A 24708-nucleotide genomic window follows, 5' to 3' on the forward strand; every position below is an offset into this window, starting at 1 on the left:
AATTTAAGAATTAAGAAACTCTTCCAAAAAAACCGTTTTCTGTTCTCCTGCTTCTAAATTTTTAAAAGTAACCGTATTGTTCTTCAGCTCTTCTTCGCCTAAGAAAACCAAATTTTTAATTCCTTTCTTTTCAGCGTAAGTAAATTGCTTATTGATTTTTGCATTTTCAGGATAGAGCTCTGCAGAAACTCCTTTCTCTCTTAATTGGATGATTAATCTTAAAGCTTCCGAAGTTTCTTCTCCTCCGAAATTGGCAAACAGATATTCTACATTTGAAGCAGCTTCTTCTGGGAAAAGATTAAGCTCTTCCATTACCAGATAAATTCGGTCTAGACCAAAAGATATTCCGATTCCGGGAACATTTTTCACCCCAAAAACTTCGGTAAGATTATCATATCTTCCGCCACCGCCGATAGAACCCATTTGCGCTTCATCTGCTTTCACTTCAAAAATTGCTCCGGTGTAGTAATCTAAACCACGCGCCAAAGTAATATCAAAAACAAGATTCTGAATATCAACACCTAATTTTAGAGATTGTGTAATTACAAATTCTAGTTCTTCAACACCTTTCAAACCTATTTCATTTCCTACGAATTTTTCTTTCAGCTGAAGAAGATTTTCTAAAGCATCATTCGACTGATTGAAAAGGAAATCTAATTTATCGATCGATTCCTGAGAAATATTTCTTTCTAAAAGTTCCTTCACTACTCCATCCTTCCCTATTTTGTCTAACTTATCTAAAGCAACTGTGAAATCAATCAGTTTATCTGTAATTCCCGCATATTCTGCCAAACCTGAAAGAATTTTTCGGTTGTTGATATGAATGGTTACTGAAACTTTTAACTGAGCAAAAGATTTTAAATACAATTGCACCAAATCAACTTCCTGCCAAAGACTTTCGCTTCCCACAACATCGGCATCACACTGATAAAACTCTCTGAATCTTCCTTTTTGCGGACGGTCTGCTCTCCAAACCGGCTGAATCTGGTAACGTTTGTAAGGGAATGTCAGTTTCCCATGATTCATTGCTACAAATCTTGCGAAAGGAACCGTCAAATCGTAACGAAGCGCTTTATCTGTAAGGCTTTCTGCGCTAAATGGTTTATCTAAAGCTTTCTGAAAATCGGTCAACATTTGAGTTTTCTTATCCTCTTTAGCTTCGTTGATGCTTGAATTTAAAATCTTAAAAATCAAACGATCTCCTTCTTCTCCGTATTTACCTGTCAATGTTGAAAGATTTTCAAAACTTGGTGTTTCCAAAGGTTGAAATCCAAATAATTCAAAATTCTTTTGTAATATATTGATGATGTATTTTCTTCTTGAAACTTCCAGCGATGTAAAATCTCTCGTTCCTTTTGCTAAGCTTGGCTTCATATAATATAGGTAATGAATAATAAGTAATCAGTAATTGATTGCAAAAATAAGGAATTGAAAGGACTTTTAAATCAATAAAAAAGCTGGAGATTAGATTTCTCCAGCTTTGCTATTTCATCATTTGTGTTTTAGTGTTTTCATTTTACACGCTTTCTAGGATTTCTAAAATCTCTTCACCGTAGTTTTCAATCTTATGTTTTCCGAAACCTTTGATGTCGAGCAACTCTTCTTTTTTTGCAGGTTTATATTTCGCCACAGATACGAGCTCTTTATTGGTTGCAATAAAATACGTCGGAAGATTTTGCTCTCTTGCTTTTTCGGAGCGCCACAATTTCAACGCATCCAGAATTTTTATTTCGTCATTATTAAGAACTTCGTCATCGGCAGAATATTTTACTGCTTTAGAATCTTTTACACTCGTTTTATTAACAACAGATTCGGCATCATTAAAATAAAGTACCACCGACCAAAACTGTTCGTCGTGTACAAATGCTGTTTCAGTTTTAATAATTTCATGATTTTCAAGGAAATTATCTATTACTTTTTGGTCTTCACGCAGAAATTCATCTGCAATTCTGATTTTTAAAACTTTTATTTTCATTATTTGTGATTTTAAAGTTTAGCAATTATTTGATTGTCCGTTTTAATCTATAATTATTTTAACGCGAAGTGCGCAAAGTTTTCTTGACAACTCGCTGTTTTTAAGTTCGCAAAGGCGTAAACTCAGCAAAGAACTGAAAGTTTATCGAAAAAAAGGTAGGTTGATAAACGGATATTATTTACCACCCAAAAGCAGAAGTTCATCTACTCTGATTTCGGTAATATATCTTTTTACACCATCTTTATCGTCGTACGATCTGTACGTTAATTTCCCTTCAATGGCAATCTCTTTTCCTTTTGGAACATATTTCTGAAAAATCTCAGCCGTTTTTCCAAAAGCAACCAAACTGTGCCATTGTGTTTCTTCTACTTTCTCACCTTTTGCATTGGTGTAATGATCGTTTGTAGCCAATGAAACTGAAATTTTCATTCCTCCGTTTTCGAAGTTTACTGTTTCAACTTCTTTTCCTGTGAAACCTATTAAGGTTACTTTGTTTCTTAGTGACATAATTTTATATTTTTAAGATTATCGATTTAGATAAGAGACGTTCACTTGTTTTCTCGAATCTCTGTTGCAAAGATTCATCAGATTGGAAAAATTAGTCGGTGATAAACTATTTAAATTCGTTTGTAGTCGTTTGAAAATGGCTAAGTTATAATGAACAAAAAATAAATGAATACTAATATTTTCGTTTCGATAAATTCATTTTGTATATTTGAGAGTTAACCCCAGTTATAGAAAATCTACCTAAAATGTCAACTTTCCCCGTTATAGCTTCAACATTATCACAAACAGAATTAGGTAAGTTTATTAGCGAAAAATATCAATTAAAAGAACATTTTGACTGTAAACTTTTTAGAACCGGAGTAAATCACACTTATTTTATGTTGGGTACTCGTACAAAATATGTTGTTAGAGTATACTGTTATAATTGGAGAACAAAAGTTGAAATACAGCAAGAATTAGAACTTTTAAACTTGCTTAAAAACAATGATCTTTCAGTTTCATTTCCAATTGCTGATAAAAAGGGAGATCTAATTCAAGAAATAAATGCACCAGAAGGATTACGATATGTAGTACTTTTTACATTTGCAGAAGGTGAAAAAATACGATTTATGACAAATGAAACCTGCTTTGCAATAGGCTCAATTATGGCCAAGATTCACAATATAACTGCATCTAAAAAAATCGAGCGGGTAAATTACAATTCTGATGTTCTAATGAACAAAGCTTATGATCAACTAAACCTATTTTTCTCTAACGATTTAAGTGAAATGAAGTATATCAAACAAATTACCTCTAAAATATCGAAGAATTTTGAAGAAAGTAATTTGTCAGAAAATCAAAAAGGAATAGTTCATCTCGATATTTGGTATGATAACTTGAGTGTAAATAAAGAAAATGAAATTACAATTTTTGATTTTGATAATTGTGGAAATGGATTGCTCATTCTAGATGTCAGTTATTTTTGTAAGCAACTATTTTTCATTGAATCTGACAAGAACGAATATGAAATGAAAGTTGAAAATTTTATCAACGGCTATAGAACAGAAAGAATTTTATCTGAAAAAGAAATGAAATTAATTCCAGCAGCAGGTGCATCTATTTTTATATTTTATCTTGGCGTTCAAGCCCAAAGATTTGATTGGTCCAATATATTTTTAACTGAAAATTATCTTAAAATGTTTGTTGGAAGAATAAAAAACTGGATTGACTATTATGATGCAAAAGAAATTACATGCTCTCAAACTCTTTCCTAAAATTAGAATGTTGCGTTGCTGTAAAATAATCACAGAAAACCTGATAAACTGCAGAATCGGCATGACTTGCTTTAATTCCTAATTGAATATAAATCTGCAAAATCTTATGTGATAAATTGTCAACCAAATTTGACGAATACGTATGAATTTCTGATTGCTTTTCCTGAGTTATCGCTTTAGACTCATTTAATAAACTTTCAATTTCATTGGCAAATTCAATCGCTTTCACCATTGCTTTGTGTATTTTTTCATCGAAAAAGTTTAAGTCTAAATAAGGTCTTATTTTAATTGCTTCTTCAGAAAAATGAGAAGCCATTCCGAGATAATTGACCAATAAAGTTAAATCTGCAAAAATTCTGAACGGAATTTTATCAATCGTATCACCAGTGAAAAATTCGTCATAAATAAAACTGCAATCTTCCGCAACTTTTAAATTATCAACTTTAAAAGAATACGTTCCTGTCGCTTTCATTCCCATAGATTTCCAATTCGGAATTATTTCAGCCTGATTTTTAGAAACCACAAAAGATCTGATCAATTCATTTCCCGATTCGTCAAGCAAAGGATTTTCGTTTTCGGTCAATTTTGCGTTTAAGGTAAAATGACTTAAATGGGGAGCGCCCGTTGCAAAATGCCAAAGTCCGTTAATAAGAAAAGTTCCGTCGTTTTGTTTTTCAGCGGTTCCGCCAATCATTCCACTTCCTCCGAAACAGATTTTTGGATTGGAAAAAAGTTCTTTAGCAATATTTGGTTTTAAATTTCTTGAAAAAAAATTCGCACCGGAACACAATGTCAACATCCAACCTAAACTTCCATCGATTTTTGACCAATCAAAAAGGAGTTGTAAACCTTCATTTAAACGAAGTCCCAATCCGCCATACCTTTTCGGAACCCAAATCTGAAGCAATCTTTCATAATGAATCTGATCAATGATTGACTGTGGAACTTCAGAAGCTCCATGCATTTTTTCTCTTATTTCTTTAGGTGTAAACATTCTTTTTATTTTACCTCTCAATATTTTCTAAATCTAAATGGGACTTTATAAATTTTTATTTTTTCAAAGCAAAGTTTTATTTCTATGTGCTTTTATTTAAGAGGCAAAGAATAATCAATAAAATTGATTCAAAGCATATGTTTTCAAGCTTCATCAGCAACGAAGTTACCATCTTTGCTCCTTTAAAATATGTGTTTTCAATATAAAACTTTGCGTTTTCTCTTTCGTCGTTTAAAAATATAGATGAGGTGTTATAATTATTAAACAACTGCAACCGATTTAGATTTAATAATTTTTCTCCATTCCAAATAGCCAGAAATTGCGACAATAAATAGGAAAGCTGTCAAAACTGCATACAAATAAAGTCCTTTGTGAATCAATAACGGAATCGCGATAATGTTACTGATATTGAGTAAAATCCAGTTTTCAATTTTCCTACGAGCCATCAACCACATTCCTGCCCATGCAAAAGCACTGACTAATGAATCTAAAATTGGAACATCAGAATCTGTAAAATTCGTCAGGAAAAAATAGAAAATACTAAAGGTTCCAATCACAATTCCTGCAGTAATTAATTTTTCATTTTTGGTTGTTTCGGAAATTGTTGTTTCAGATTTTCGTTTTCCAAACTTCCAGTACAACCATCCGTAAATACTCATTATCAAATAGTAAAGATTAAGTGTAAACTCTGCGTAGAGTTTAGATTGAATCATCACATAAAGCGTTAGTGAAATTCCGGCAATACCGAAAAGATAATTATTGGAATTGTTTTTTCTTGCCAATAAAACCTGAAATACTGAAAAGAAGACACCAAGCCATTCTTGCCATGTTGTCTGTTGTAAAATGTCCTGCATCAAATTAACTTGTATAAATTAAATGATGAGATGATAAATCAAAATTCCCTACGCTGGAATTACCCAGATCAGGTGTGGAAAATTTTCCCGGGTATCATCTCAGCCGCAATTTGCAGCACCCCATTGATGGCGCAAAATTGATGTTTTTAAATGACATTAAAAAATATTTGGTCTTTTTTATTGTAAAAAGGAGCAAAAGGAACAACTGAGATTAAAAATAATTTTCTCGCAGATTGAGCTAATTAAGCAGATTATTTTAAGCTTTTATATCTGCAAAATTTGTTTAATCTGCGAGAGTTAATAGTTTGTCGTGCTGCAAACATCTCTCTATATCATATGTTAGATTCCTGCGGAATGACAAACAAACTACCTAGATTTAATAATGATTTCATTCATACCCGTTTACAAACGGATATTTTGTACCTTTAAATCTCAAATAAATTTATTGTGAAAAAAACTTTCAAAAGAACGCTCAGAGTATCCAAATATGTCATTTATAAAGAAACACTGGTTGATTATAAAGAACATTTTTGGTCTTTTCTGGGTGCATTTTTCGGAATTGGATTAATCGCTTTTCTGCAGTCTCAATATCTATTCAAACAAGAAAATATCTTTTTAATCGGTTCATTCGGAGCTTCATGTGTATTAATTTACGGAGCCATTCAAAGTCCGCTCGCTCAGCCGAGAAATCTTGTTGGCGGTCATGTAATTTCAGCATTAATCGGAGTTACCGTTTTTAAAATTGTTCCCGATATCATCTGGCTTTCTGCACCACTCGCTGTTGCTTTTTCAATTGTTGCCATGCAATACACAAAAACGCTTCATCCACCCGGTGGAGCAACAGCCTTAATTGCAGTAAGCTCAACGGGTAAAATTCCTGAACTGGGATATTGGTATGTACTTTCTCCGGTTCTTTCGGGTTGCTTAATTTTACTTTTGGTGGCTTTGGTTTTTAATAATATGACCAAACACAGAAGCTATCCCAACAGTACAAAATGGAAGCAACTTTTACATAAAAGACACAAACATCAACTGAAAAAATAATAATCATGGAATGTATAGAATGCGGTGAAAAGATCATTGGAAGATCCGACAAAAAGTTCTGCAACGATTCTTGTAGAAACGCTTATAACAATAATCAGAATAAAGATTCAAGCAACCTGATGCGGAATGTAAATAATAAACTCCGTAAAAACTATCGCATTCTGAGTGAAATCAATATCGAAGGAAAAACAAAAATTGCAAAGTCAAAATTGGATGGCTTAGGTTTTGATTTTAATTATTTCACCAATATAAAAGTGTATAAAAACGGTTCGGAATATAAATTTGTATACGACCAAGGTTATAAAATACTGGAAGAAGACTACGTTTTAATTGTAAAAAATTAAGCTAAACAATAAGATGAAAGAAATTGTATTAATTACCGGTGCAAGTGGAGCGATTGCGAGAGAGCTTTCAAAAAAGATTGAAAAAGAATATACAGTACGTTTCTTAACCAGAAAGAAGAAAGCCGAAAATGAGTTTGAATGGAATCTGGAAAATAATACGATAAATGAACAAGCATTTGAAAATATCAGCCATATCATTCATCTTGCAGGAGCCAATATTTCTGAAAAACGTTGGACTGAAGACAGAAAAAAAGAATTGATTTCAAGCCGGATAAATTCTGCAAAACTGATTTTAAATACACTTAAAAAGAAAAAAATTAAGCTAAAATCTTTCATTTCAGCATCAGGAATTAATTTTTACGGAACAAAAACTACGGATAAAATTTTCACTGAAAACGATGCTCCCGGAAATGACTTTCTGAGTGAAGTTGTCGTGGTTTGGGAAAAAGCTGCTGATGAATTTAAAGAACAAAATATAGCAGAACGAGTGGTAAAAATAAGAACCGCTGTTGTTTTGTCTAAAAACGAAGGCGCTTTGGCAAAGATGATGACCCCAATAAAATTCGGAGTTGGATCTCCCATCGGAAGCGGAAAACAATATATGCCGTGGATTCATATCGATGACATTTGTTCGATGTATGAATTTGCATTAAAAAATGCTGAAACTGAAGGTTCTTATAATGCTTCAGCACCACAACATACAACCAATGAAAATTTAACGAAATTAATTGTGAAGGTTTTAAACAAACCTTTGTTGATGCCGAATGTTCCATCATTTATTTTAAAATTGATATTTGGTGAATTGGCAGACGCTTTGCTGGAAGGTTCTAGAGCTTCTTCAGAAAAAATAATAAAAGTAGGTTTTGAATTTCAATTTCCTGATTTGAAAATGGCTTTGGAAGATTTGCTGAAAAAATAATGCTGTTATTAATTTTTTAAACGCAAAGGACGCAAAGATTTATTAATTACTAACTGTTTTTAAGTTCGCAAAGGCGTTTCACTTAACAAAGAACACAGAGTTTTTTAATAAAAATTATCATTAAAATAAAAAGATATACAATATAGAATGCAAGAGACGAATGTAAGTATCGAGAAAACAGAGATCTTATCTGATAACTGGTACACTTTAAAAAAAGTAACTTTCAACATAAAAAAAGAAAACGGACACATCGAAACCCAAAGCCGGGAAGCTTATGACAGAGGAAACGGAGCCGTTATTTTACTGTATAACACCCATACTAAAAATGTAATTTTAACGAGATAGTTCCGTCTTCCGACATATATCAACGGAAACCCGGATGGAATGTTGATTGAAGCTTGTGCCGGACTTTTAGACAACGATAATCCCGAAGATTGTATTAAAAGAGAAACTGAAGAAGAAACCGGCTATAAAATTTCGAAAGTCGAAAAGATATTTGAAGCCTATATGTCGCCCGGATCTGTAACAGAAATTCTTCACTTTTTTATCGCAGAATATTCTGATGATATGAAAATAAATGAAGGTGGCGGATTGGAAGAGGAAGGCGAAAACATCGAAGTATTGCAGCTTCAGTTTGACAAAACTCTTTCTATGATTGACAAGGGCGAAATAAAAGATGCCAAAACCATTATGCTTTTACAGTATCTTCGTCTGAAAAATATTCTGTAAATATTTAAATCCAAAAATCAAAAGTATTATGAAATTTATATTCACAATTGGTCTTTCACTATTGCTTTCTTCCAATTTTTTTGCCCAGAAAAATGAGAAACTGAACTCAAAAGACCAAACAATAGTCGAGCATTTTAAAAATGATTATAAAAAGAAAAATTATAAAAAATTTGCAGGTAAAATTCTTGTAAAAGATAATCTTGTACAATTTGATAATAAAACGGTTTACTATGACAAAGTCGACAAAACTACAGCAACAATTCTAAAAGAAGGTTTAATTTATCCACAGCTTTTAACTGACTACCAAATGCAGAAGTTTCTGGATGAGTCGACCGATAAAACGCAGAAAAGGTTTTTGAAGCTTCAGAAAGATCCAAAAGCTTCTTTTGATGTGAATAATATTAAACTGAGCAACACTTCTGAGCTAACTTTTTTTAATTCAAATATAAAAACAAAGAGATTTAAAGTTTCACTAAAAGACATCAGATTAAACACAACCTCAACTTATCTTTTTGAATTGATGAATGATAAAGCTACAAAAGATATTTCTTTGGAAGAATTTATTAAAGGGGCGAAACTGACGTATATTGATACCGAATAATCTATTTATCTTTCTTATGAAGTCAAAAATATTGTTTCTTTTCTTTTTATTTCCTTGCTATTTTTTTTCACAGGATGGTTCTAATATTCGATATATAAATACGTCGGAAATTAATAATGAAATGCTGGGAAAGTTTATTCATCTTGATTTTTACAATCAGTCATTTGGAAGAAAGAGAATTCAGGATTCTATTGATTTATCTATTAATAAAAACATCATAAAGTTTCTGGAAATAAGAAATGACACTGGACTTAATAATTGGTTTGATGACCAATCTCTATTATCCGTTTTAAAAATTAATGGTCAAAAATTACAGATAGAGAAATTTCAGTTAACAGGATTTGATGACAAAAACTTACATGTCGTCGCTTTTATAAATTATCTTAAACATGATAAGATTGTAAAGAAAAGCACGGAAAATATGATTATTGAAAAAAGTAAAGTTGTGGAAATTTTGGTAAAAAATAGATAATGAGAAAGTACTTCATCATTTCAATTATTTCAATCAGTTTGATTTGCTGCAAAAAAGAGTCTGAAAAACCATCATCAGTTCAAAGTTCTAAACCAGAAAATGTAAATATTGATGTAAAAATTTCAGATCCAGAAATTGATTATTTAGAATTCAAACCAGACAGTATTTCTAATGTGAAGATAAAAGGATTTGAGGTCATAAGCTCTTATTCTTACAATCAGACCAAATTTGTGACGGGATATTATAATCCTGTAAACGGTGAAACTGTAGCACCCGATACAGAAAAAGATAACGGACAAAGACTTTTGGTTTTAAACAATAAAAATGAAATCATTTTTAAAGGGCAAGGCGCAGGAGACACCTATCTGTACCAACCTCATTTTTACAAAAATAAAATAGACGGTAAAGTTTTAATCGTTTGTCAATTAGCATTTGAATATTTTTTTGGTGGCGAAGTTTTTCTACTTGAAAACAATTCTGTAAAATACGCTGGAAATATTGATTTAGAGCCTTTTGATATGGAAACCTCAATGACTGAAGTTCTTAAAATTCACGAAAAGAAAAATGCCATTCACTTTAAATTTGATTCTGATTCTCTTTTGCTAAAACCCGGAAATGAAGACATTAAGATTAAAAATAATGATACTGAATATATTTATGAAAAGGGGATTTTAAAATTTAAAAAATGAAAATAAGCAATATTGATCACCTTGTTTTAACTGTCATTGACATTGATAAAACTATAGATTTCTACACTAATATTCTGGGTTTTGAAGTTGTAATGTTTGGAGACAACAGAAAAGCACTGACTTTCGGAAATCAAAAAATTAATCTTCATCAAAAAGGAAAAGAATTTGAACCTAAAGCAGAACATCCAACTTCAGGTTCATCAGATCTATGTTTTATCGTAGAAACTAATATTGAGAATGTTTTAGAAGAACTAAAACAGAAAAATATAGAGATCATCGAAGGAATTGTAGAAAGAACCGGAGCGTTGGGTAAAATAAGGTCAGTCTATTTCAGAGATCCGGATTTGAATTTAATTGAGGTAAGTAATTATTTTTGAAGTGAATTGTCACTGATCAATTCTGAATTAAATTCTATTTTTGTAAAAAAATAACATTGAAAGCCATTAACATTATTACAATATTGACTTTATTATTTTCTTGTCATTCAAAAAATGAAAATAATAAAATCGTTAATCTTGATTCTGAACAAATAAAGCTGGGCGAAATTGTTCACGACACACTTTCAGCTGAACAGCTACTTAAAATTAAGCATATACAATCTACTTTTCAAGAAGTTTATCCTGTAACTTTAGAAGAAACCATTATTAATTTTAAAAGAGACCAAAATCCTGATAATGAAATTGCAATATGGCTTGATATGTCGAGTGCTTATGAAAACTACTTAAAAAGCCAAACTAGCAATGTAGATTTAACGAAAAAACAAGAAGTTTTTAAACTTTTACTTTCAAGATCTATGATGCCTTCCAATGAAGCCATACTAAATTCTGAATTAAAAGTTTTGGATGAAAGTGAAGCAAATAAAGTCTTAAGCTTTTATACCGAAAGCCCTAAACCAATTAAAGTTTATAAAAATAATAATTAAGATTTTTTCAGTAATCAATTTGAATGAATATTCTCTAAATACTCACTCCATGAATATTCTTCACTTCCGCCATCACAAAAGTACTGTGTGTACTTCCGATAGAATTTACGCTTCCTAATTTATTAAAAACAAAATCCTGATAATGCTTCATATCTCTTACCTGAACTTTGAGTAAGAAATCAAAATCCCCAGAAATATTATAACATTCTGCAACCTCATCAATCTGCAGAATATCTTCCACAAACTGATTTCCTACTGAACGGTCATGAATTTTGAGTTTAATTTGGCAAAAAACGGTAAATCCACGATTAAGTTTTTCAGCTTCCAAAACGGCTGCATAATGCTTAATATACCCTTCCTGTTCCAGTCTTTTCATCCGTTCAAAAACAGGTGACGCAGAAAGGTTTACTTCTTTGGCTAACTCTTTTACGGTCAGTTTTGCGTTTTTTTGTAGGATTCTTAATAGCTGTAAATCCTTTTCGTCGAGTCTTTCCACAGAATAATATTCTTTTTTAGATTACAAATTTCAAATTTAAAGAATAAATTTCTTTTATAATTAAAATAAAAAGAATATTATCCTTTATTTTTAAACTAAATCCAATCAATTCACTTTAACATTATCTTTACCAAAGAAATTGTTCTTTCACATACTTCATCAAACGGAAGAGGTTTTATTTAAGGTAAATTAATAGGGAATCGTGTGAGAATCACGAACTGTCGCGCAACTGTAAGTAACACATCAAAAGTTTTTGTCCGAGAATATCCACTGTGAAAACGGGAAGGATGACAAAAGCTGTTACAAGTCAGGAGACCTGCCTGTTCCGAATGGTCAATGCTCTCGCGAATTGGAGTTTTTGGGTCAATAGATGATACTTTTGAATGTATTTTGGGTTAAAATTTCAAATTAATATTGTTTTTTTAAACGCAAAGATTTTTTATGATGACTTCTTATTTTTAAGGAACAAAGAATAGCGATGAATCGCTGATGAAGCTTATTGTTAACGTTAGCTTCATAAAATCAATTTATTGATTAACTCTTTGCTTTCTTAATATATAAAGAATATTGAATTAAAACTTTGCGTCAAAAAATAAAAAAGTTTAAGCCAATTCTTTTTATTAAAGGAATAAATTACGTCATTATTGTATCTACTCTATTCCTTAAAATTTCTTTCTAAGACAGCATTGCGAAGCATTCAAAAAGAACTTTACAACTATTGTTTAATTAAAAAGTTTAAAAGAAAATGCAAACGCACATTCTTGGCTATCCGCGTATTGGTAGCAACAGAGAACTCAAAAAAGCCTGCGAGCAATATTGGTCAGGCAAAATTGTTTTAGACGAATTATTAGAAGTCGGAAAAACCATCACTCAAAACAACTGGAAACTGCAGCAGGAAGCAGGAATTGACCTTATTCCTTGTAATGATTTTTCATATTATGATCAGGTTTTGGATATGACTTTGACGGTCGGAGCCATTCCGGAACGTTATCAGGAAATTGCCTTAAAAAAATCTGAAACCGATCTTTATTTTGCGATGGCAAGAGGTTTTCAGAAAGATGGATTGGATATTACCGCAATGGAAATGACGAAATGGTTTGATACCAATTATCACTACATCGTTCCTGAATTTCAGAAAGATCAGGAGTTTAAGTTATTTTCCAATAAAATCATTCAGGAATTCATCAGCGCAAAACAATCAGGAATCAATGCAAAACCTGTAATCATCGGTTTGTTGACTTATTTATTATTAGGAAAAGGGAAAGAAGAAGGTTTTGATAAATTAGATTTAGCTCAAAACTTGCTTCCGATTTATATTCAAATTTTAAAAGAATTGCAAAATCATGGTGCGGAATATATTCAGTTTGATGAGCCATTTTTAGCTTTAGATTTAAATGAAAAAGCAAAAGAAACCTATCAGTTTATTTATGCGGAAATCAGGAAACAATTCCCGAAACTTAAATTTATTGTTGCTACTTATTTTGAAGGATTAAAAGACAATCTTTCTTTGGCAACTTCCCTTCCGATCGATGTTTTGCATGTTGATTTGGTTCGTTGTCCTGAACAATTGGATGAAGTTTTAAATACAATTCCGGAAACTTTAAGTTTATCTTTAGGAATTGTCGACGGAAGAAATATCTGGAAAAATGATTTCAGTCAGTCTTTAAAATTCATAAAAAAAGCAATCGAAAAAATTGGTTCTGAAAGAGTTTTCATCGCTCCGTCTTGTTCATTACTCCACTCTCCTTTCGACCTTGATTCTGAGAAAAATGCAGATATTTTATCTCCGGAAATCAAACAATGGATGGCTTTTGCGAAACAAAAAGTTGTTGAGATTGTTAATTTAAAAAAATTAGCTTCAGAAAATCCTGATTATAATGTTTTACAAGCTTTAGCTGAAAACAAAAAGGCAATTGAAAACCGTAAAACCTCAATATTAATTCATAATCAGGATATAAAAAATCGTGTTGATATAACGACTGAAGAAGATGCGCAAAGAAATTCGCCGTTCAATGTCAGGAAAGAAACTCAGCAAAAAGTGTTGCAACTTCCTTTGTTTCCAACAACAACAATTGGTTCATTTCCGCAAACGAAAAAAGTGAGAAACTGGCGTTCAAAATTCAAAAAAGGAGAATTAAATGCCGAACAATACGACACTTTATTGAAACAGGAAACCGAAAGAACGATTCGCTGGCAGGAAGAAATCGGAATCGATGTTTTGGTTCACGGAGAATTTGAGCGAAACGATATGGTGGAATATTTCGGCGAACAGTTGGCTGGATTTGCATTTACTCAAAACGGTTGGGTTCAAAGTTACGGAAGCCGTTGCGTGAAGCCGCCTGTGATTTTTGGAGATGTTCACAGACCAAATCCGATGACGGTTTATTGGTCGGAATATGCACAATCTTTAACCAAGAAATGGGTAAAAGGAATGTTGACGGGTCCTGTGACAATTCTTCAATGGTCTTTCGTTCGTGACGACCAACCTCGTTCGACGACTTGCAAACAAATTGCTTGGGCGATTCGTGATGAGGTCAATGATTTGGAGAAAGCGGGAATTAGAATTATCCAGATTGATGAACCGGCAATTCGTGAAGGTCTTCCGTTGAGAAAATCCGACTGGCAAAATTACCTGAAATGGGCTGTTGAAGCTTTTAGAATTTCAGCAAGTGGTGTGGAAGATGCGACACAAATTCATACGCATATGTGTTATTCTGAGTTTAATGACATCATTCAAAATATCGCCGATATGGATGCCGATGTGATCACAATTGAATGCTCCAGAAGTCAGATGGAATTGTTGAATGCTTTTGCAGATTTCAAATATCCAAACGAGATTGGTCCAGGAGTTTATGATATTCACTCGCCAAGAGTTCCGTCAAAAGAGGAAATGGTAGAATTGCTGAAAAAAGCACAAGCCGTGATTCCTGCACAGCAACTTTGGGTAAATCCTGATTGTGGCTTGAAAACCCGTCATTGGGATGAAACGGAAAAGGCGTTGATTGCGATGGTGGAGGCTTCAAAAGAAGCGGCTGAAACTTTTGAAAATGAAAGAAATTTAGTTCAATAAATTATTTAGGCAGGAGTTGTAATGCTCCTGCTTTTTTAAAATTATTTCATTTTGATAACTACTTTTCCTTTTGCACGCCCACTTTCAACATATCTTACTGCATCATTGGTATTTTCGAATGCAAAAACTTTGTCGATCACTGGTTGTATCTTTCCTGATTCTATCAGTTTGGTAATTTCTGTCAACTGCTTTCCATCTGCTTTTATGAAGAGAAAAGAATAATTAACATTCTGTTTTTTTGCTCGTTTTCTGACTTTACTACTCAATAATTTTGTAGCAAATTTAACATACCAAGGCAGATTAAATTCTTCCGCAAAAACAGGAGTTGGAGGTCCGGAAATCGAGATAATTTTCCCCTGAGACTTTACGACTTCAAAAGATTTTTCAAGTGTTTTGGAATCTTGACTGTTTAATACTACATCATAATCGATTAGTACATCTTCAAAATTTTGTGTTTTATAATCAATCAGTACATCTGCGCCTAGATCTTTCAAAAAATAAAAACTTTTCTCACTGGCTGTGGTTGCCACCGTTGCACCGAGATGTTTTGCCAGCTGAATTGCAAAAGTTCCCACTCCACCAGATCCTGCCTGAATAAAAACTTTCTGACCTTTTTGAACCTTTGACTTTTCAACCAAAGCCTGCCAAGCCGTTAAACCAACCAAAGGAATTGAGGAAGCTTCTTCCATCGTCAAATTTTTAGGTTTTAAAGCAATATCTTTTTCATTAACAGAAATAAATTCGGCAAAAGTTCCGATGTGAAAATCGGATGCTCTTGCATAAATTTCATCTCCTACTTTAAAGTTTTTTACTCGTGAACCAACTTTTATGATAACTCCGGCAACATCATGACCCAGAACCAACGGCATTTTGTAAGGCAAAATCAGTTTAAATTCTCCGCTTTTTATTTTTGAATCTAAAAGATTAACACTCGCTGCATAAATTTCAACTAAAACCTCATCTTCTCTCACAATCGGTTCGGGCACAATTACAAGCTGAAGCTCACTGTTTTTCTTGTAGTAACTGATGCTAAATGCTTTCATAATTTCAATTTTTATTTAAGATACTGCTCTGATTTCTTAGGATTTACCAATCCAAATGTTAATTTAGGAAAAAACCTGTTGAGAAAGTACACCAATTTTGTATCTCCCACTCGAATTGTATAATTATCATTCTTTAAGCCGAAAATCAAACCTTTTACCAACTCTTCCGTTGTCATTTTTTTGTCTGTTCTGGAAACTGTCATTTCGGTATCAACTACCGGAGGAAGCAGCTCAAATATTTTTACTTTACTATTGATAATCCGCAGATGTTCTCGGAGCGATTTTGTGTAAAATCCCAATGCCGTTTTAGAAGCAGAATATGTTGCTTCCAGAAGTGACGGAACGTAGCTTAGAATTGAGGTTGTATTGATAATTACACCTTCTTTTCTTGAAGTAAGCATTTCGATAAAAAGATTATTTAATCGAATTACGCCGAGATAATTGACTTCCATTTCGTAAACCGCATTTTCAAAATGTTTTTCGTTTGGAACCCCTAAGTTAATTGCCGGAACCCCAACTCCTGCATTATTGTATAGAATATCAATTCCACCTATTTCTAAGATTTTATTAAAAAGCAACGCTGCATCTTCAGCTACAGAAACATCGCTTTTTACAGTAATAAGAGCTGGAAATTGTTTTTTTGCTGTATCAAGTTTAACTTGATTTCTACCTGTAATAATAACTTTGGCTCCAATCTCTAAAAACTGTTTAGCAGCTTCCAATCCAATTCCGGAAGCTCCGCCTGTTATCAGAATTGTTTTTCCTTTTAATTCCATGTTACAATATTTTAAAAGTTAAAATTCTCTGTTGGTACATTTTTATCGCATTATTTAAACCACAAAAGTCATAGAAAAATAGTTTGGCTCATTAAAGTTCAAAAAAGGAAAATGTTATAAACAGTGGCTTTTTTGCTCTTAAGTGTTTTCCAGACTTTTCTTTGTGCCTTTTGTGGTTAAATTTTATTTGAGAACTTTTCTTATCCCGAATTAAACTAAATCTTTTGCAAAAAACTGTTTAGAATCTCCTACCGGAACATCAAACTGATTTTTTTTGAGTGCTAAAAACAATTCGTCAGCAACTTCAGAAGGAGGAATTCCGTTGGCTCCACCTATTTCTGCTGAGAAATCTGTGTTTACCAATGGTGGATATACTTCATAAATCTGAACATTCTGTTGCTCTTCGTAAGTTTGTCTCAAAGCAAGTGTGTAGCTATGTAACGCTGCTTTTGTTGCACCATAAGTTGGTAGCATTTTGTGGCTTCCAAAAACGGCAATTGATGAAATATTGATTACCGCTGCTTCCGTTTTTTGAACTAAATGAGGAAGTAAAAGTTCTGTAAAATGAATGACGCTGAAATAATTGGTGTTCATTTCAATCGATGCTTTTTCATGCGCGTTTTGAGTTTCATTTAATAGATAAGCAAATGCTGCTCCTGCATTGTTGATGATGATGTTAACTTCCGGATGATTGTTTTTTAAATCTTCTGCGATTCTTAATCTGTCTGCCTCTACAGAAAGATCGCCTTGAATAGCTATAGCGTTATTCAGTTGCTGCAATGCATTCTGAAGACGTTCTTCATTTCTTCCGTTGATGATGATTTTATTGCCTTCTGCGTTGAGTTTTTTTGCGATGGCTAAACCAATTCCAGCACTTCCGCCGCTGATGAATATTGTATTACCTGTTGTTTTCATTTTTTTGTTTTGTTTAAATGTTGTGTATGGTTGTTAAGGTCGAGTTTGCGACAGGGATTGCAGCGACATCCTTTTGTGAAACAAAAGATATAGCGGAAAGCCCGTTCGTTCGCCCAAGTTATTTTAGTTGTTAAGAGTCGGATAATCGGTATAGCCCTTTTCTCCAGGCGTATAAAAAGTTGCCTGATCGGGTTGATTGAGTGGTGCATCGCTCTTGAAACGCTCTACCAAATCGGGATTGGCAATAAACGGAGTTCCGAAAGAAACCAAATCTGCATCGCCATCTTGTAATACTTTTGTGGCAGTTTCTTTGTTGAAACCACGGTTGATGATAATAGTTCCGTTGTAGATTTTGCGGAAATGTTTTGCAACTTCCTGAATAGCATAAGAATTATTCGAAACGTCTGTGAAAGGCTCTATCAAATGCAAATATGCCAAATTGTACTCGTTGAGACGAGTGACAATGTAATTGTAAAGTTCAATGGTTTCATCGTCGACTAAAATCCCCATAATGCCGTTGAGCGAAGGATTTAAACGAAGTGCCACTTTTTGTAAATCTGCGATTTCTTTGATGGCATCCAGAATTTCGAAAAGAATTCTTGCTCTGTTTTCTACTGAACCACCATATTCGTCGTTGCGGAGATTGGAATTTTTGCTAAAAAACTGTTGAAGCAAATAACCATTTGCACCGTGAAGTTCTACTCCATCAAACCCGGCTTCAAAAGCATTGAGTGTAGCCTGCTTGAAATCATTTACGGTCTGTTTGATATCTGCTGTAGTCATAGGTTGAGGCTCTTCGCTGATCTGAAAACCTTTAGCTGTAAAAACCTGTTGTTGAGGGTTTACGTTTGACGGAGCCAAAGGTTTTTCACCATTATGCAAATCGGGATGAGAATAAGCTCCTGTATGCCAAAGCTGGGCGAAAATTTTGCCACCTTCGTTGTGAACAGCTTCTGTTGTAAGTTTCCAACCTTCGATTTGTGTTGCATTGTAAATTGCAGGAACATTGATCACGCCAACCGCTTCGGGACTGATGAAAGTACCTTCTGTGATAATTAAACCTGCGGTAGCTCTTTGCTGGTAATACTTAGCAGTTAATTCTGTTGCTTTATTTTCTGGATTATCTGAACGACTTCGGGTCATTGGAGCCATCACGATACGGTTTTTCAAATCTAAGTTTTTGCTCTTGTAAGCATCAAAAAGAATGTTTTCCATTGTATTTTAAATTTAATTCGGTAAATTTGCTTGCGTTTTGCAAGTGCAAATCTATAACATTACTTTCAAAATGCAAGTGTTTTTATTTAATTATTTAAAATAAATTTATGTCGAGTTCAAAAAAGAGATCAGATTGTCCTATCAGCAGCTCATTAGACGTATGGGGAGACAAATGGTCATTGTTGATTGTGAGAGATCTGATGTTTGGGAAACAATGCACCTACGGAGAATTTCTAAAATCTGACGAAAAAATAGCGACTAATATTCTGGCATCCCGTCTTTTGATGCTTGAAGAAAACGGTATCATCAGCAAACAAAATCATCCTGACAGCAAAGCGAAAGTTCTATATAAACTCACCGAAAAAGGAATCAATTTGCTTCCGCTGTTGATAGAAATTAATCTGTGGGCAGAAAAATATTCTGAAATTCCTGAAAGCCAGATGGTGATTTTGAATGCAGTAAAAAAGAATAAAGCGGGTTTTATTGAGGAGAAAATTGAGGAGTTGAAGAGGGAAGTTTTATGAGTTTGGGTTTCGAGGGAAAGCGTCAGAAGTTTGCTTTAGAAGAACTTTAGATTATTGATTATTATATTTCAGGAGCCTTTTGGCGTTCCTTTTTTTTGATAATGAAAATAATTAATGTATATTTTTTGTCTAAGAAATTATTATACTATTTTCGTGCAAAACTAATCACCTTTAATGCAAAAGAGCTATTACAACAATTCAATTAACAGTTTTTTAGAAGAAGATATTGATTCAATCTTTGGAAAGTTATCAAAAAAACATAGTCATGCACTAGAACCATTACAAAAAGAAGCGTGGAAAAAACAAATCGAAATTTTAAAACGAATTACTCAATCACTAGATTCAGGAAATATCTATTTTGAATTTTCTATTCCGCGAATGGGTAAAAGAGTTGATAATATTATTATAGTAAAGGACTTAATTTTATTACTAGAATTCAAAATTGGAAGCTCTGAATATCCAAAGCATGATCAGAATCAAACAATTGACTACTGTTTAGATTTAGTGAACTTTCATGAAGGAAGTCATGATAAAAAAGTGATCCCAATTCTTATAGCGACAAACGCTAAAAATAAAAGTAGTGATATTCTGAATTCAACTAATTTAGAAAAATGTGTTCTTTGTAATGAGGAAAATTTAGAAACTATTATATCTGAGGTTATTGAAGTACTTTCTTCAAAAACTACAATTAATATTGAAGAATGGGAAAATAGCATCTACAAACCCACTCCTACAATTATTGAGGCTGCACAAGCTTTATACAAAAATCATAGTGTCGAAGAAATTTCTAGAAATGATGCTGGAAGAGATAATCTTTCTAAAACATCAAAGATAATCAATGATGTCATTAAATACTCAAAAGAAAATAATAAAAAATCTATCTGTTTTATAACAGGTGTTCCAGGTGCAGGAAAAACTCTTGCAGGGCTTAATATTGCTAATGAGCGTTTAAAAATTGATGAAGATGAACATTCTGTTTTTCTTTCTGGAAATGGCCCTCTTGTAGAAGTTCTTCGAGAAGCTCTTACAAGAGATACTATGAATAATGAAGATTTAAAAAGACAAGATGCGGCAAGAAAAGCAAAAAGTTTCATTCAGAATATTCATCATTTTAGAGATGATAATTTAGGTTCTGAAGTTGCTCCCACAGAAAAAGTTGTTGTTTTTGATGAAGCACAAAGAGCTTGGCAAAAAAGTTCAGTTGCTAAGTTTATGAAGAATAAAAAAGGCATTGAAAATTTTGATATGTCCGAACCAGAATATCTTATCAGTGTCATGGACAAACATACAAATTGGTGCTGTATTGTTTGTCTTATTGGTGGCGGACAAGAAATTAATACTGGAGAAGCTGGCGTTTCCGAATGGATTGAATCATTAAAAAGCAGATTTCAAAATTGGAATATTTATTTATCCGAAAAAATATTAAATGATACGGTTTACTTAAAAAATGAAGAATTAATTAATTGGGTTGAACAAAATGGTCAAAAACGATCTGATTTACACTTATCCATTTCAATTCGATCATTTAGAAGTGAGAAAGTTGCTTTTTTAGTACAAAACATTTTGGATAACAGTAATCAAACTTTAGAGATTTACCAATCCCTAAAAAATAATTATCCTATTTATCTTACCCGTGATATTAAACTAGCAAAAAATTGGCTTAAAGAAATATCAAAAGGAACGGAAAGGATTGGTATTATAGCAAGTTCAGGTGCTAAACGTTTGCGTTCAGAGGGAATAAGTGTTAAAGAAAAAATTTCAGCAGCAGATTGGTTTCTTAACTACGACCATGACATTCGCTCATCTTATTACTTAGAAGATATCGCTACAGAATTTGATATTCAAGGTTTAGAAATAGACTATACTTGTGTCGCTTGGGACATTAATATGTATTATGATGAAGAATGGAAATTTCAAAATTTCATAGGTGCAAAATGGACCAATATGAATGAATCTAGACAAAATTACCTACTAAATTCTTATAGAGTTTTATTAACCCGAGCAAGACAGGGAATGGTAATTTTTATTCCGGAAGTTGATAATTCAGATTGGACAAGACCAAAAAAATTATATGATTCTACATTTGAATATTTTAAATCTTGTGGTTTTGATATTTTAGAATGATGATTAAAACAAATTAATAATCAAAAACTTACGGTTTTATCAATTTAAATTCTTAATTTTGCACCCCGAAATAAGGATTGTACGTTATGAAAAAAATAGGTGATTACAGAAAACTTCTTGAGGTAGACAATACTGCTACTTTGAAAGATTTGAAAACAATTTACAGAAATGTGATGAAAGATACACATCCTGATAAATTTGTGAATAATGAAGAAGGGAAACTGGCTGCAGAAGAAAAAAGCAAATCTGTGATTGAGGCCTATCATTTTTTGGTAAGCATCAACCCTGAAACTCAGGAAAAATACAAAGAAGAATACACAGAAACGATTACCACTTCGATCATTACTGATTTCTATCTTGAGAAATCAATTTTGAAAGTTCAGCATTTGAACGGAAAAATGTTTGAATACATCGGAGTTCCAAGAAATACGTATATCAAAATGGTGAATGCAGATTCGCCAAGCCGTTTTGCAAGAAGACATATCTATGGGAATTTTACCTTTAGAAAGTCTGGTGAAGTAATGGCAGATTAGTTTTCTGAATAAAGATAAAGTTGTCAATGACAATTAAAAATATAAAACCGTATTCTGAGAATACGGTTTTTTGCTTGTTATAGGGTTAAAATTTAATTTCCGTTGAGATACGTTTTTATCGTTTCTAAAACACCAAAATTGTCATTAGAACACGCTTCATATTTTGCTGCTTCTTTTACCGATGGATGTGCATTTTTCATAGCGTAAGAATAATGAGCATTTTTCAGCATTTCAATATCATTCAGATAATCGCCGAAAGCCATCGTTTGCTCGGGAAGAATATTTAAAGATTTTTGAAGTTTTTCAATTGCGTTTCCTTTATTGGTGTGCTTATTCATAATATCCAGCCAATATTTTCCGGAAACTACGACCACCAAATCTTCATCTTCAAACTTTTTCATTGCAGGATACAGAAATTCTTCTGCGCTCACCGGATGATACACTGCAATTTTAAAAACAGAATCATCGACTTCCTGAGTAAGATCTTCCTTTTTCTGATTTTCAATATAATATTGTGTAAAATAATCTACAAAATTCTGGTCTGTACTTTCGTAATATGAACTATCTTTTGCACTCAAAACGGCTCTCGCATCAGGAATTTCTCTCACCGTACGAATAATATCTGCAATTGATTTTTGGCTCAATTTATCAGCAAACACTTCTTTATTTTTATAAACAACATATCCTCCGTTTTCAGCAATGAAACCTATTTCATTTTCAATATCACCAAAATATTTTGTGATTCCCGACATCTGTCTTCCGCTCGCAGGAACAAAAAGAATATCCCTTTTTTTCAGTTCTTCATACACCTTCGGAAAATCGGGACTTACCTCGTAATTTGAATTCAGAAAAGTTCCGTCCATATCGGTTACAATCAGCTTTATATCCTTCATAAAATTCTTTTTTTCTTCTTCTTATTTCTAAAACCTACACAAATATAGACTTTAAAATCTTACAGGCAGATTCAGTATCTGTTACCAACAGGTTGTTTAATTTTCTTTTAATATAAAATCAATCAGAATCATTAATCGATCAGGTAATTAAATTCTTTTCTGTATTGAGAAGGGCTTTTCCCGGTATATTCCTTGAATGTTTTATTGAAATAACTGAAATTATTAAATCCCGATTCAAAACACACTTCTGTAATGCTTAATGGCTTTTCGGCAAGCAGTTTTAATGAATGGGTAATCCTGTATTCATTGACGAATTGTGTAAATGTTTTATTGGTAATTTTCTTGAAATAACGGCAAAACGAAGGCACTTTCATGCTTGCCAAATCTGAAATCTGCTCCAAGGTAATCTGTTCTTTAAAATGGTCTTTTACATAATTAAAAATATGATTGATACGCTCATTATCTTCCACCTGAGTCTGGAGATAGTATTTCCCGGCATTTAAAATCCGGTATTCCTGAGTTGAAGCGAGTTCTTCCAATATTTTAAGAAATTTCATCAGTTTATCCAAAGATGATGATTCATGCATTTCTGTAATTTTCAAACCAACTTCTTTTTTTATACTTTCTGAAAATACAATTCCAGCTTTTGCTTTTTCCAACAGATTGGTGATTTTCTGCATTTCAGGTAACGTCCAGATTTCTTCACCTAAAAAATCAGGCTTGAATTGAATAACCATTTCATACTCATTATTAGTATTTTCATTGGTCATTCCGCAATGTGGAAGATTAGTTCCCATTAAAACCAAATCTCCATCAGAAAAATAAGAAATATTACTTCCGATTTGTCTTTTTCCGGAACCTCCACACACGAAAATCAACTCAATTTCAGGATGATAATGCCAAACATGAGACTTGATATTTTCGTTTTTCAGAAACTTTAAACTCGTAAAACTGCTTCCCAGATTGGGTTTCACAGCTTCGAAGGCAGGATGAGAATGTTTCATATCATAATCACTAATTCATATACAAAATTAACAATTTATATTTAAATAATTAACATAAGGGTTAAAATAGCACATAAATAAGAAAATTATGCAGTAGAAAGGCATTGCGGTATGGTCTAAATTTGCAGTATTAACAAATGAAAAAATTAATCGTATGAAAAAAGTATTTCAATCAGTTTTAATGATCGGTTTCTTATCCATTTCAATGAGTGCAATGAGTAAAGAAAAAGACTTTTCTCTTTCATTTGGAAAAGCTGAAGCAGAAACGGTAAAATTTGAGATTTCAAATGCCAAAAATGTATCGGTAGTCATTTACAATGACTTTTACGGAGAGTTATTTTCCGAAACTTTTGAAGACTATAATTCTGTGAGTAAATCTTACAATTTTAAAGATTTAGATTCAGGAATTTATTATTTGGTTCTGGAATCGCAACAGAAAATTGAGAAATATAAAATTAAGGTAGATTCTGATAAAAAGGTTTTGATTGAAAAAGAACCTGTTTCAGAAATATTTAAACCTGAATTTTCGATTACCGGTAATATGGTGAAACTGCATTTATCAGGTGTAAAAAATACGGCCAAGATTTCAGTAACAGATTTTGATGATACCATTTACTACAATGCTACAAAATCTGCAACGAACGGTGAGATTAAGCTTACTTTTGATTTAAGTAAAAAAACAGCCGACAGCTACATCATCACTGTAGAAGAAGGTGGTAAAGTTTTTAATAAAATAATCAGGGTGAGATAATCAATTACTCTCAGCTGATAAAAAGATTTTTATATAGTTTTTTTTTAGGTTAGATTTTTTC

Annotated in this window: 26 protein-coding genes, 1 pseudogene and 1 riboswitch; of the genes and pseudogenes, 15 read left to right on the plus strand and 12 right to left on the minus strand. The window is 32.6% G+C overall.

What is annotated here, in order from left to right; all coding sequences use genetic code 11:
• Positions 1-3: 3 nt before the first annotated feature.
• From hisS to B5X64_RS08045, 3 genes are all read right to left on the minus strand, one after another.
• Positions 4-1374, minus strand: a complete 1371-nt coding sequence (hisS, locus tag B5X64_RS08035; protein WP_079464728.1) for a histidine--tRNA ligase — start codon at positions 1372-1374, stop codon at positions 4-6.
• Between the two features lie 142 nt (positions 1375-1516).
• Positions 1517-1975, minus strand: coding sequence for an HRDC domain-containing protein (locus B5X64_RS08040; RefSeq protein ID WP_079464729.1), 459 nt, complete (start codon positions 1973-1975; stop codon positions 1517-1519).
• Positions 1976-2149: 174 nt separating this feature from the next.
• A complete protein-coding gene (locus B5X64_RS08045) occupies positions 2150-2482 on the minus strand; it encodes a single-stranded DNA-binding protein (RefSeq protein WP_079464730.1) in 333 nt (110 codons plus the stop codon).
• 245 nt (positions 2483-2727) lie between these two features.
• Here B5X64_RS08045 and B5X64_RS08050 point away from each other — a divergent pair, with 245 nt between their 5' ends.
• Complete coding sequence (locus B5X64_RS08050; RefSeq protein ID WP_079464731.1) at positions 2728-3735, plus strand: phosphotransferase; 1008 nt, start codon at positions 2728-2730, stop codon at positions 3733-3735.
• Here the strand turns inward: B5X64_RS08050 and B5X64_RS08055 are convergent.
• Together B5X64_RS08055 and pnuC are read right to left on the minus strand one after the other, a co-directional pair.
• A complete protein-coding gene (locus B5X64_RS08055; RefSeq protein WP_079464732.1) occupies positions 3710-4729 on the minus strand; it encodes an acyl-CoA dehydrogenase family protein in 1020 nt (339 codons plus the stop codon). The two genes, B5X64_RS08050 and B5X64_RS08055, sit on opposite strands and share 26 nt — an antisense overlap.
• A gap of 260 nt (positions 4730-4989) precedes the next feature.
• The gene (gene pnuC, locus B5X64_RS08060; RefSeq protein WP_079464733.1) at positions 4990-5586 is read right to left on the minus strand and encodes a nicotinamide riboside transporter PnuC; all 597 of its coding nucleotides are present in this window, start codon (positions 5584-5586) and stop codon (positions 4990-4992) included.
• Between the two features lie 444 nt (positions 5587-6030).
• Here pnuC and B5X64_RS08065 point away from each other — a divergent pair, with 444 nt between their 5' ends.
• The 9 genes and pseudogenes from B5X64_RS08065 to B5X64_RS08105 all read left to right on the plus strand — a co-directional run bounded on the left by B5X64_RS08065 (position 6031) and on the right by B5X64_RS08105 (position 11303).
• Positions 6031-6627, plus strand: coding sequence for an HPP family protein (locus B5X64_RS08065; RefSeq protein WP_079464734.1), 597 nt, complete (start codon positions 6031-6033; stop codon positions 6625-6627).
• 2 nt (positions 6628-6629) lie between these two features.
• Positions 6630-6971, plus strand: a complete 342-nt coding sequence (locus B5X64_RS08070) for a DUF2116 family Zn-ribbon domain-containing protein (protein WP_164463472.1) — start codon at positions 6630-6632, stop codon at positions 6969-6971.
• 13 nt (positions 6972-6984) lie between these two features.
• Positions 6985-7890: a TIGR01777 family oxidoreductase gene (locus tag B5X64_RS08075; protein WP_079464736.1), complete on the plus strand. Its 906-nt coding sequence runs from the start codon at positions 6985-6987 to the stop codon at positions 7888-7890.
• A 147-nt stretch (positions 7891-8037) separates the two neighbouring features.
• A pseudogene (gene nudK / locus B5X64_RS08080) lies at positions 8038-8619 on the plus strand (GDP-mannose pyrophosphatase NudK).
• Between the two features lie 28 nt (positions 8620-8647).
• Positions 8648-9220 carry a hypothetical protein gene (locus tag B5X64_RS08085; RefSeq protein WP_079464737.1) on the plus strand — a complete coding sequence of 191 codons (573 nt, stop codon included), beginning with the start codon at positions 8648-8650 and terminating at the stop codon, positions 9218-9220.
• A 121-nt stretch (positions 9221-9341) separates the two neighbouring features.
• Positions 9342-9692 (plus strand): hypothetical protein, encoded by a 351-nt coding sequence (locus B5X64_RS08090; protein ID WP_123920761.1) that lies wholly within the window; start codon positions 9342-9344, stop codon positions 9690-9692.
• Positions 9692-10381, plus strand: a complete 690-nt coding sequence (locus B5X64_RS08095; RefSeq protein WP_079464739.1) for a hypothetical protein — start codon at positions 9692-9694, stop codon at positions 10379-10381. The genes B5X64_RS08090 and B5X64_RS08095 overlap by 1 nt, the downstream gene beginning before the upstream one ends.
• Entirely contained in the window at positions 10378-10758 is a 381-nt protein-coding gene (locus B5X64_RS08100) for a VOC family protein (RefSeq protein ID WP_079464740.1), read from the plus strand. The genes B5X64_RS08095 and B5X64_RS08100 overlap by 4 nt, the downstream gene beginning before the upstream one ends.
• Positions 10759-10814: 56 nt before the next feature.
• The gene (locus B5X64_RS08105; RefSeq protein ID WP_079464741.1) at positions 10815-11303 is read left to right on the plus strand and encodes a hypothetical protein; all 489 of its coding nucleotides are present in this window, start codon (positions 10815-10817) and stop codon (positions 11301-11303) included.
• 34 nt (positions 11304-11337) lie between these two features.
• On the opposite strand, the gene B5X64_RS08110 is transcribed toward B5X64_RS08105, so the two are convergent.
• The gene (locus tag B5X64_RS08110) at positions 11338-11799 is read right to left on the minus strand and encodes an Lrp/AsnC family transcriptional regulator (protein ID WP_079464742.1); all 462 of its coding nucleotides are present in this window, start codon (positions 11797-11799) and stop codon (positions 11338-11340) included.
• Between the two features lie 153 nt (positions 11800-11952).
• Positions 11953-12137: riboswitch (cobalamin riboswitch) on the plus strand.
• Between the two features lie 407 nt (positions 12138-12544).
• On the opposite strand from B5X64_RS08110, the gene metE reads away from it, so the two are divergent.
• Entirely contained in the window at positions 12545-14869 is a 2325-nt protein-coding gene (gene metE, locus B5X64_RS08115) for a 5-methyltetrahydropteroyltriglutamate--homocysteine S-methyltransferase (protein WP_079464743.1), read from the plus strand.
• Between the two features lie 41 nt (positions 14870-14910).
• On the opposite strand, the gene B5X64_RS08120 is transcribed toward metE, so the two are convergent.
• From B5X64_RS08120 to B5X64_RS08135, 4 genes are all read right to left on the minus strand, one after another.
• A complete protein-coding gene (locus B5X64_RS08120) occupies positions 14911-15912 on the minus strand; it encodes an NADP-dependent oxidoreductase (RefSeq protein ID WP_079464744.1) in 1002 nt (333 codons plus the stop codon).
• A gap of 11 nt (positions 15913-15923) precedes the next feature.
• Positions 15924-16688 (minus strand): SDR family oxidoreductase, encoded by a 765-nt coding sequence (locus tag B5X64_RS08125; protein WP_079464745.1) that lies wholly within the window; start codon positions 16686-16688, stop codon positions 15924-15926.
• Positions 16689-16898: 210 nt separating this feature from the next.
• Positions 16899-17603 carry an SDR family oxidoreductase gene (locus B5X64_RS08130; RefSeq protein WP_079464746.1) on the minus strand — a complete coding sequence of 235 codons (705 nt, stop codon included), beginning with the start codon at positions 17601-17603 and terminating at the stop codon, positions 16899-16901.
• Between the two features lie 123 nt (positions 17604-17726).
• Positions 17727-18818 (minus strand): alkene reductase, encoded by a 1092-nt coding sequence (locus B5X64_RS08135; protein WP_079464747.1) that lies wholly within the window; start codon positions 18816-18818, stop codon positions 17727-17729.
• 107 nt (positions 18819-18925) lie between these two features.
• On the opposite strand from B5X64_RS08135, the gene B5X64_RS08140 reads away from it, so the two are divergent.
• From B5X64_RS08140 to B5X64_RS08150, 3 genes are all read left to right on the plus strand, one after another.
• Positions 18926-19342: a winged helix-turn-helix transcriptional regulator gene (locus B5X64_RS08140; RefSeq protein ID WP_079464748.1), complete on the plus strand. Its 417-nt coding sequence runs from the start codon at positions 18926-18928 to the stop codon at positions 19340-19342.
• Between the two features lie 174 nt (positions 19343-19516).
• On the plus strand, positions 19517-21466 hold the full coding sequence (locus tag B5X64_RS08145) for a DUF2075 domain-containing protein (RefSeq protein WP_079464749.1): 1950 nt from the start codon (positions 19517-19519) through the stop codon (positions 21464-21466).
• A gap of 86 nt (positions 21467-21552) precedes the next feature.
• A complete protein-coding gene (locus tag B5X64_RS08150; RefSeq protein WP_076559884.1) occupies positions 21553-21999 on the plus strand; it encodes a KTSC domain-containing protein in 447 nt (148 codons plus the stop codon).
• A gap of 92 nt (positions 22000-22091) precedes the next feature.
• Here B5X64_RS08150 and B5X64_RS08155 read toward each other — a convergent pair whose 3' ends face one another.
• Together B5X64_RS08155 and B5X64_RS08160 are read right to left on the minus strand one after the other, a co-directional pair.
• The gene (locus B5X64_RS08155; protein ID WP_079464750.1) at positions 22092-22892 is read right to left on the minus strand and encodes a Cof-type HAD-IIB family hydrolase; all 801 of its coding nucleotides are present in this window, start codon (positions 22890-22892) and stop codon (positions 22092-22094) included.
• Positions 22893-23023: 131 nt separating this feature from the next.
• Entirely contained in the window at positions 23024-23896 is an 873-nt protein-coding gene (locus B5X64_RS08160) for an AraC family transcriptional regulator (RefSeq protein ID WP_079464751.1), read from the minus strand.
• Positions 23897-24050: 154 nt separating this feature from the next.
• Here B5X64_RS08160 and B5X64_RS08165 point away from each other — a divergent pair, with 154 nt between their 5' ends.
• On the plus strand, positions 24051-24647 hold the full coding sequence (locus B5X64_RS08165; RefSeq protein ID WP_079464752.1) for a hypothetical protein: 597 nt from the start codon (positions 24051-24053) through the stop codon (positions 24645-24647).
• Positions 24648-24708: the final 61 nt, after the last annotated feature.

This window comes from Chryseobacterium balustinum (assembly GCF_900168205.1).
GTDB classification, from domain to species: domain Bacteria; phylum Bacteroidota; class Bacteroidia; order Flavobacteriales; family Weeksellaceae; genus Chryseobacterium; species Chryseobacterium balustinum.

Excerpts from the sequence above, each read along its gene's own strand:
- B5X64_RS08085 (WP_079464737.1), top strand. The coding sequence starts at position 8,648 with ATGAAATTTATATTCACAATTGGTCTTTCACTATTGCTTTCTTCCAAT.
- hisS (WP_079464728.1), bottom strand. The coding sequence starts at position 1,374 with ATGAAGCCAAGCTTAGCAAAAGGAACGAGAGATTTTACATCGCTGGAA.
- B5X64_RS08145 (WP_079464749.1), top strand. The coding sequence starts at position 19,517 with ATGCAAAAGAGCTATTACAACAATTCAATTAACAGTTTTTTAGAAGAA.
- B5X64_RS08040 (WP_079464729.1), bottom strand. The coding sequence starts at position 1,975 with ATGAAAATAAAAGTTTTAAAAATCAGAATTGCAGATGAATTTCTGCGT.
- B5X64_RS08160 (WP_079464751.1), bottom strand. The coding sequence starts at position 23,896 with ATGAAACATTCTCATCCTGCCTTCGAAGCTGTGAAACCCAATCTGGGA.
- B5X64_RS08100 (WP_079464740.1), top strand. The coding sequence starts at position 10,378 with ATGAAAATAAGCAATATTGATCACCTTGTTTTAACTGTCATTGACATT.
- B5X64_RS08045 (WP_079464730.1), bottom strand. The coding sequence starts at position 2,482 with ATGTCACTAAGAAACAAAGTAACCTTAATAGGTTTCACAGGAAAAGAA.
- metE (WP_079464743.1), top strand. The coding sequence starts at position 12,545 with ATGCAAACGCACATTCTTGGCTATCCGCGTATTGGTAGCAACAGAGAA.
- B5X64_RS08150 (WP_076559884.1), top strand. The coding sequence starts at position 21,553 with ATGAAAAAAATAGGTGATTACAGAAAACTTCTTGAGGTAGACAATACT.
- B5X64_RS08050 (WP_079464731.1), top strand. The coding sequence starts at position 2,728 with ATGTCAACTTTCCCCGTTATAGCTTCAACATTATCACAAACAGAATTA.
- B5X64_RS08055 (WP_079464732.1), bottom strand. The coding sequence starts at position 4,729 with ATGTTTACACCTAAAGAAATAAGAGAAAAAATGCATGGAGCTTCTGAA.
- B5X64_RS08090 (WP_123920761.1), top strand. The coding sequence starts at position 9,342 with ATGCTGGGAAAGTTTATTCATCTTGATTTTTACAATCAGTCATTTGGA.
- B5X64_RS08130 (WP_079464746.1), bottom strand. The coding sequence starts at position 17,603 with ATGAAAACAACAGGTAATACAATATTCATCAGCGGCGGAAGTGCTGGA.
- B5X64_RS08135 (WP_079464747.1), bottom strand. The coding sequence starts at position 18,818 with ATGGAAAACATTCTTTTTGATGCTTACAAGAGCAAAAACTTAGATTTG.
- B5X64_RS08095 (WP_079464739.1), top strand. The coding sequence starts at position 9,692 with ATGAGAAAGTACTTCATCATTTCAATTATTTCAATCAGTTTGATTTGC.
- B5X64_RS08120 (WP_079464744.1), bottom strand. The coding sequence starts at position 15,912 with ATGAAAGCATTTAGCATCAGTTACTACAAGAAAAACAGTGAGCTTCAG.
- B5X64_RS08075 (WP_079464736.1), top strand. The coding sequence starts at position 6,985 with ATGAAAGAAATTGTATTAATTACCGGTGCAAGTGGAGCGATTGCGAGA.
- B5X64_RS08165 (WP_079464752.1), top strand. The coding sequence starts at position 24,051 with ATGAAAAAAGTATTTCAATCAGTTTTAATGATCGGTTTCTTATCCATT.
- B5X64_RS08125 (WP_079464745.1), bottom strand. The coding sequence starts at position 16,688 with ATGGAATTAAAAGGAAAAACAATTCTGATAACAGGCGGAGCTTCCGGA.
- B5X64_RS08140 (WP_079464748.1), top strand. The coding sequence starts at position 18,926 with ATGTCGAGTTCAAAAAAGAGATCAGATTGTCCTATCAGCAGCTCATTA.
- B5X64_RS08155 (WP_079464750.1), bottom strand. The coding sequence starts at position 22,892 with ATGAAGGATATAAAGCTGATTGTAACCGATATGGACGGAACTTTTCTG.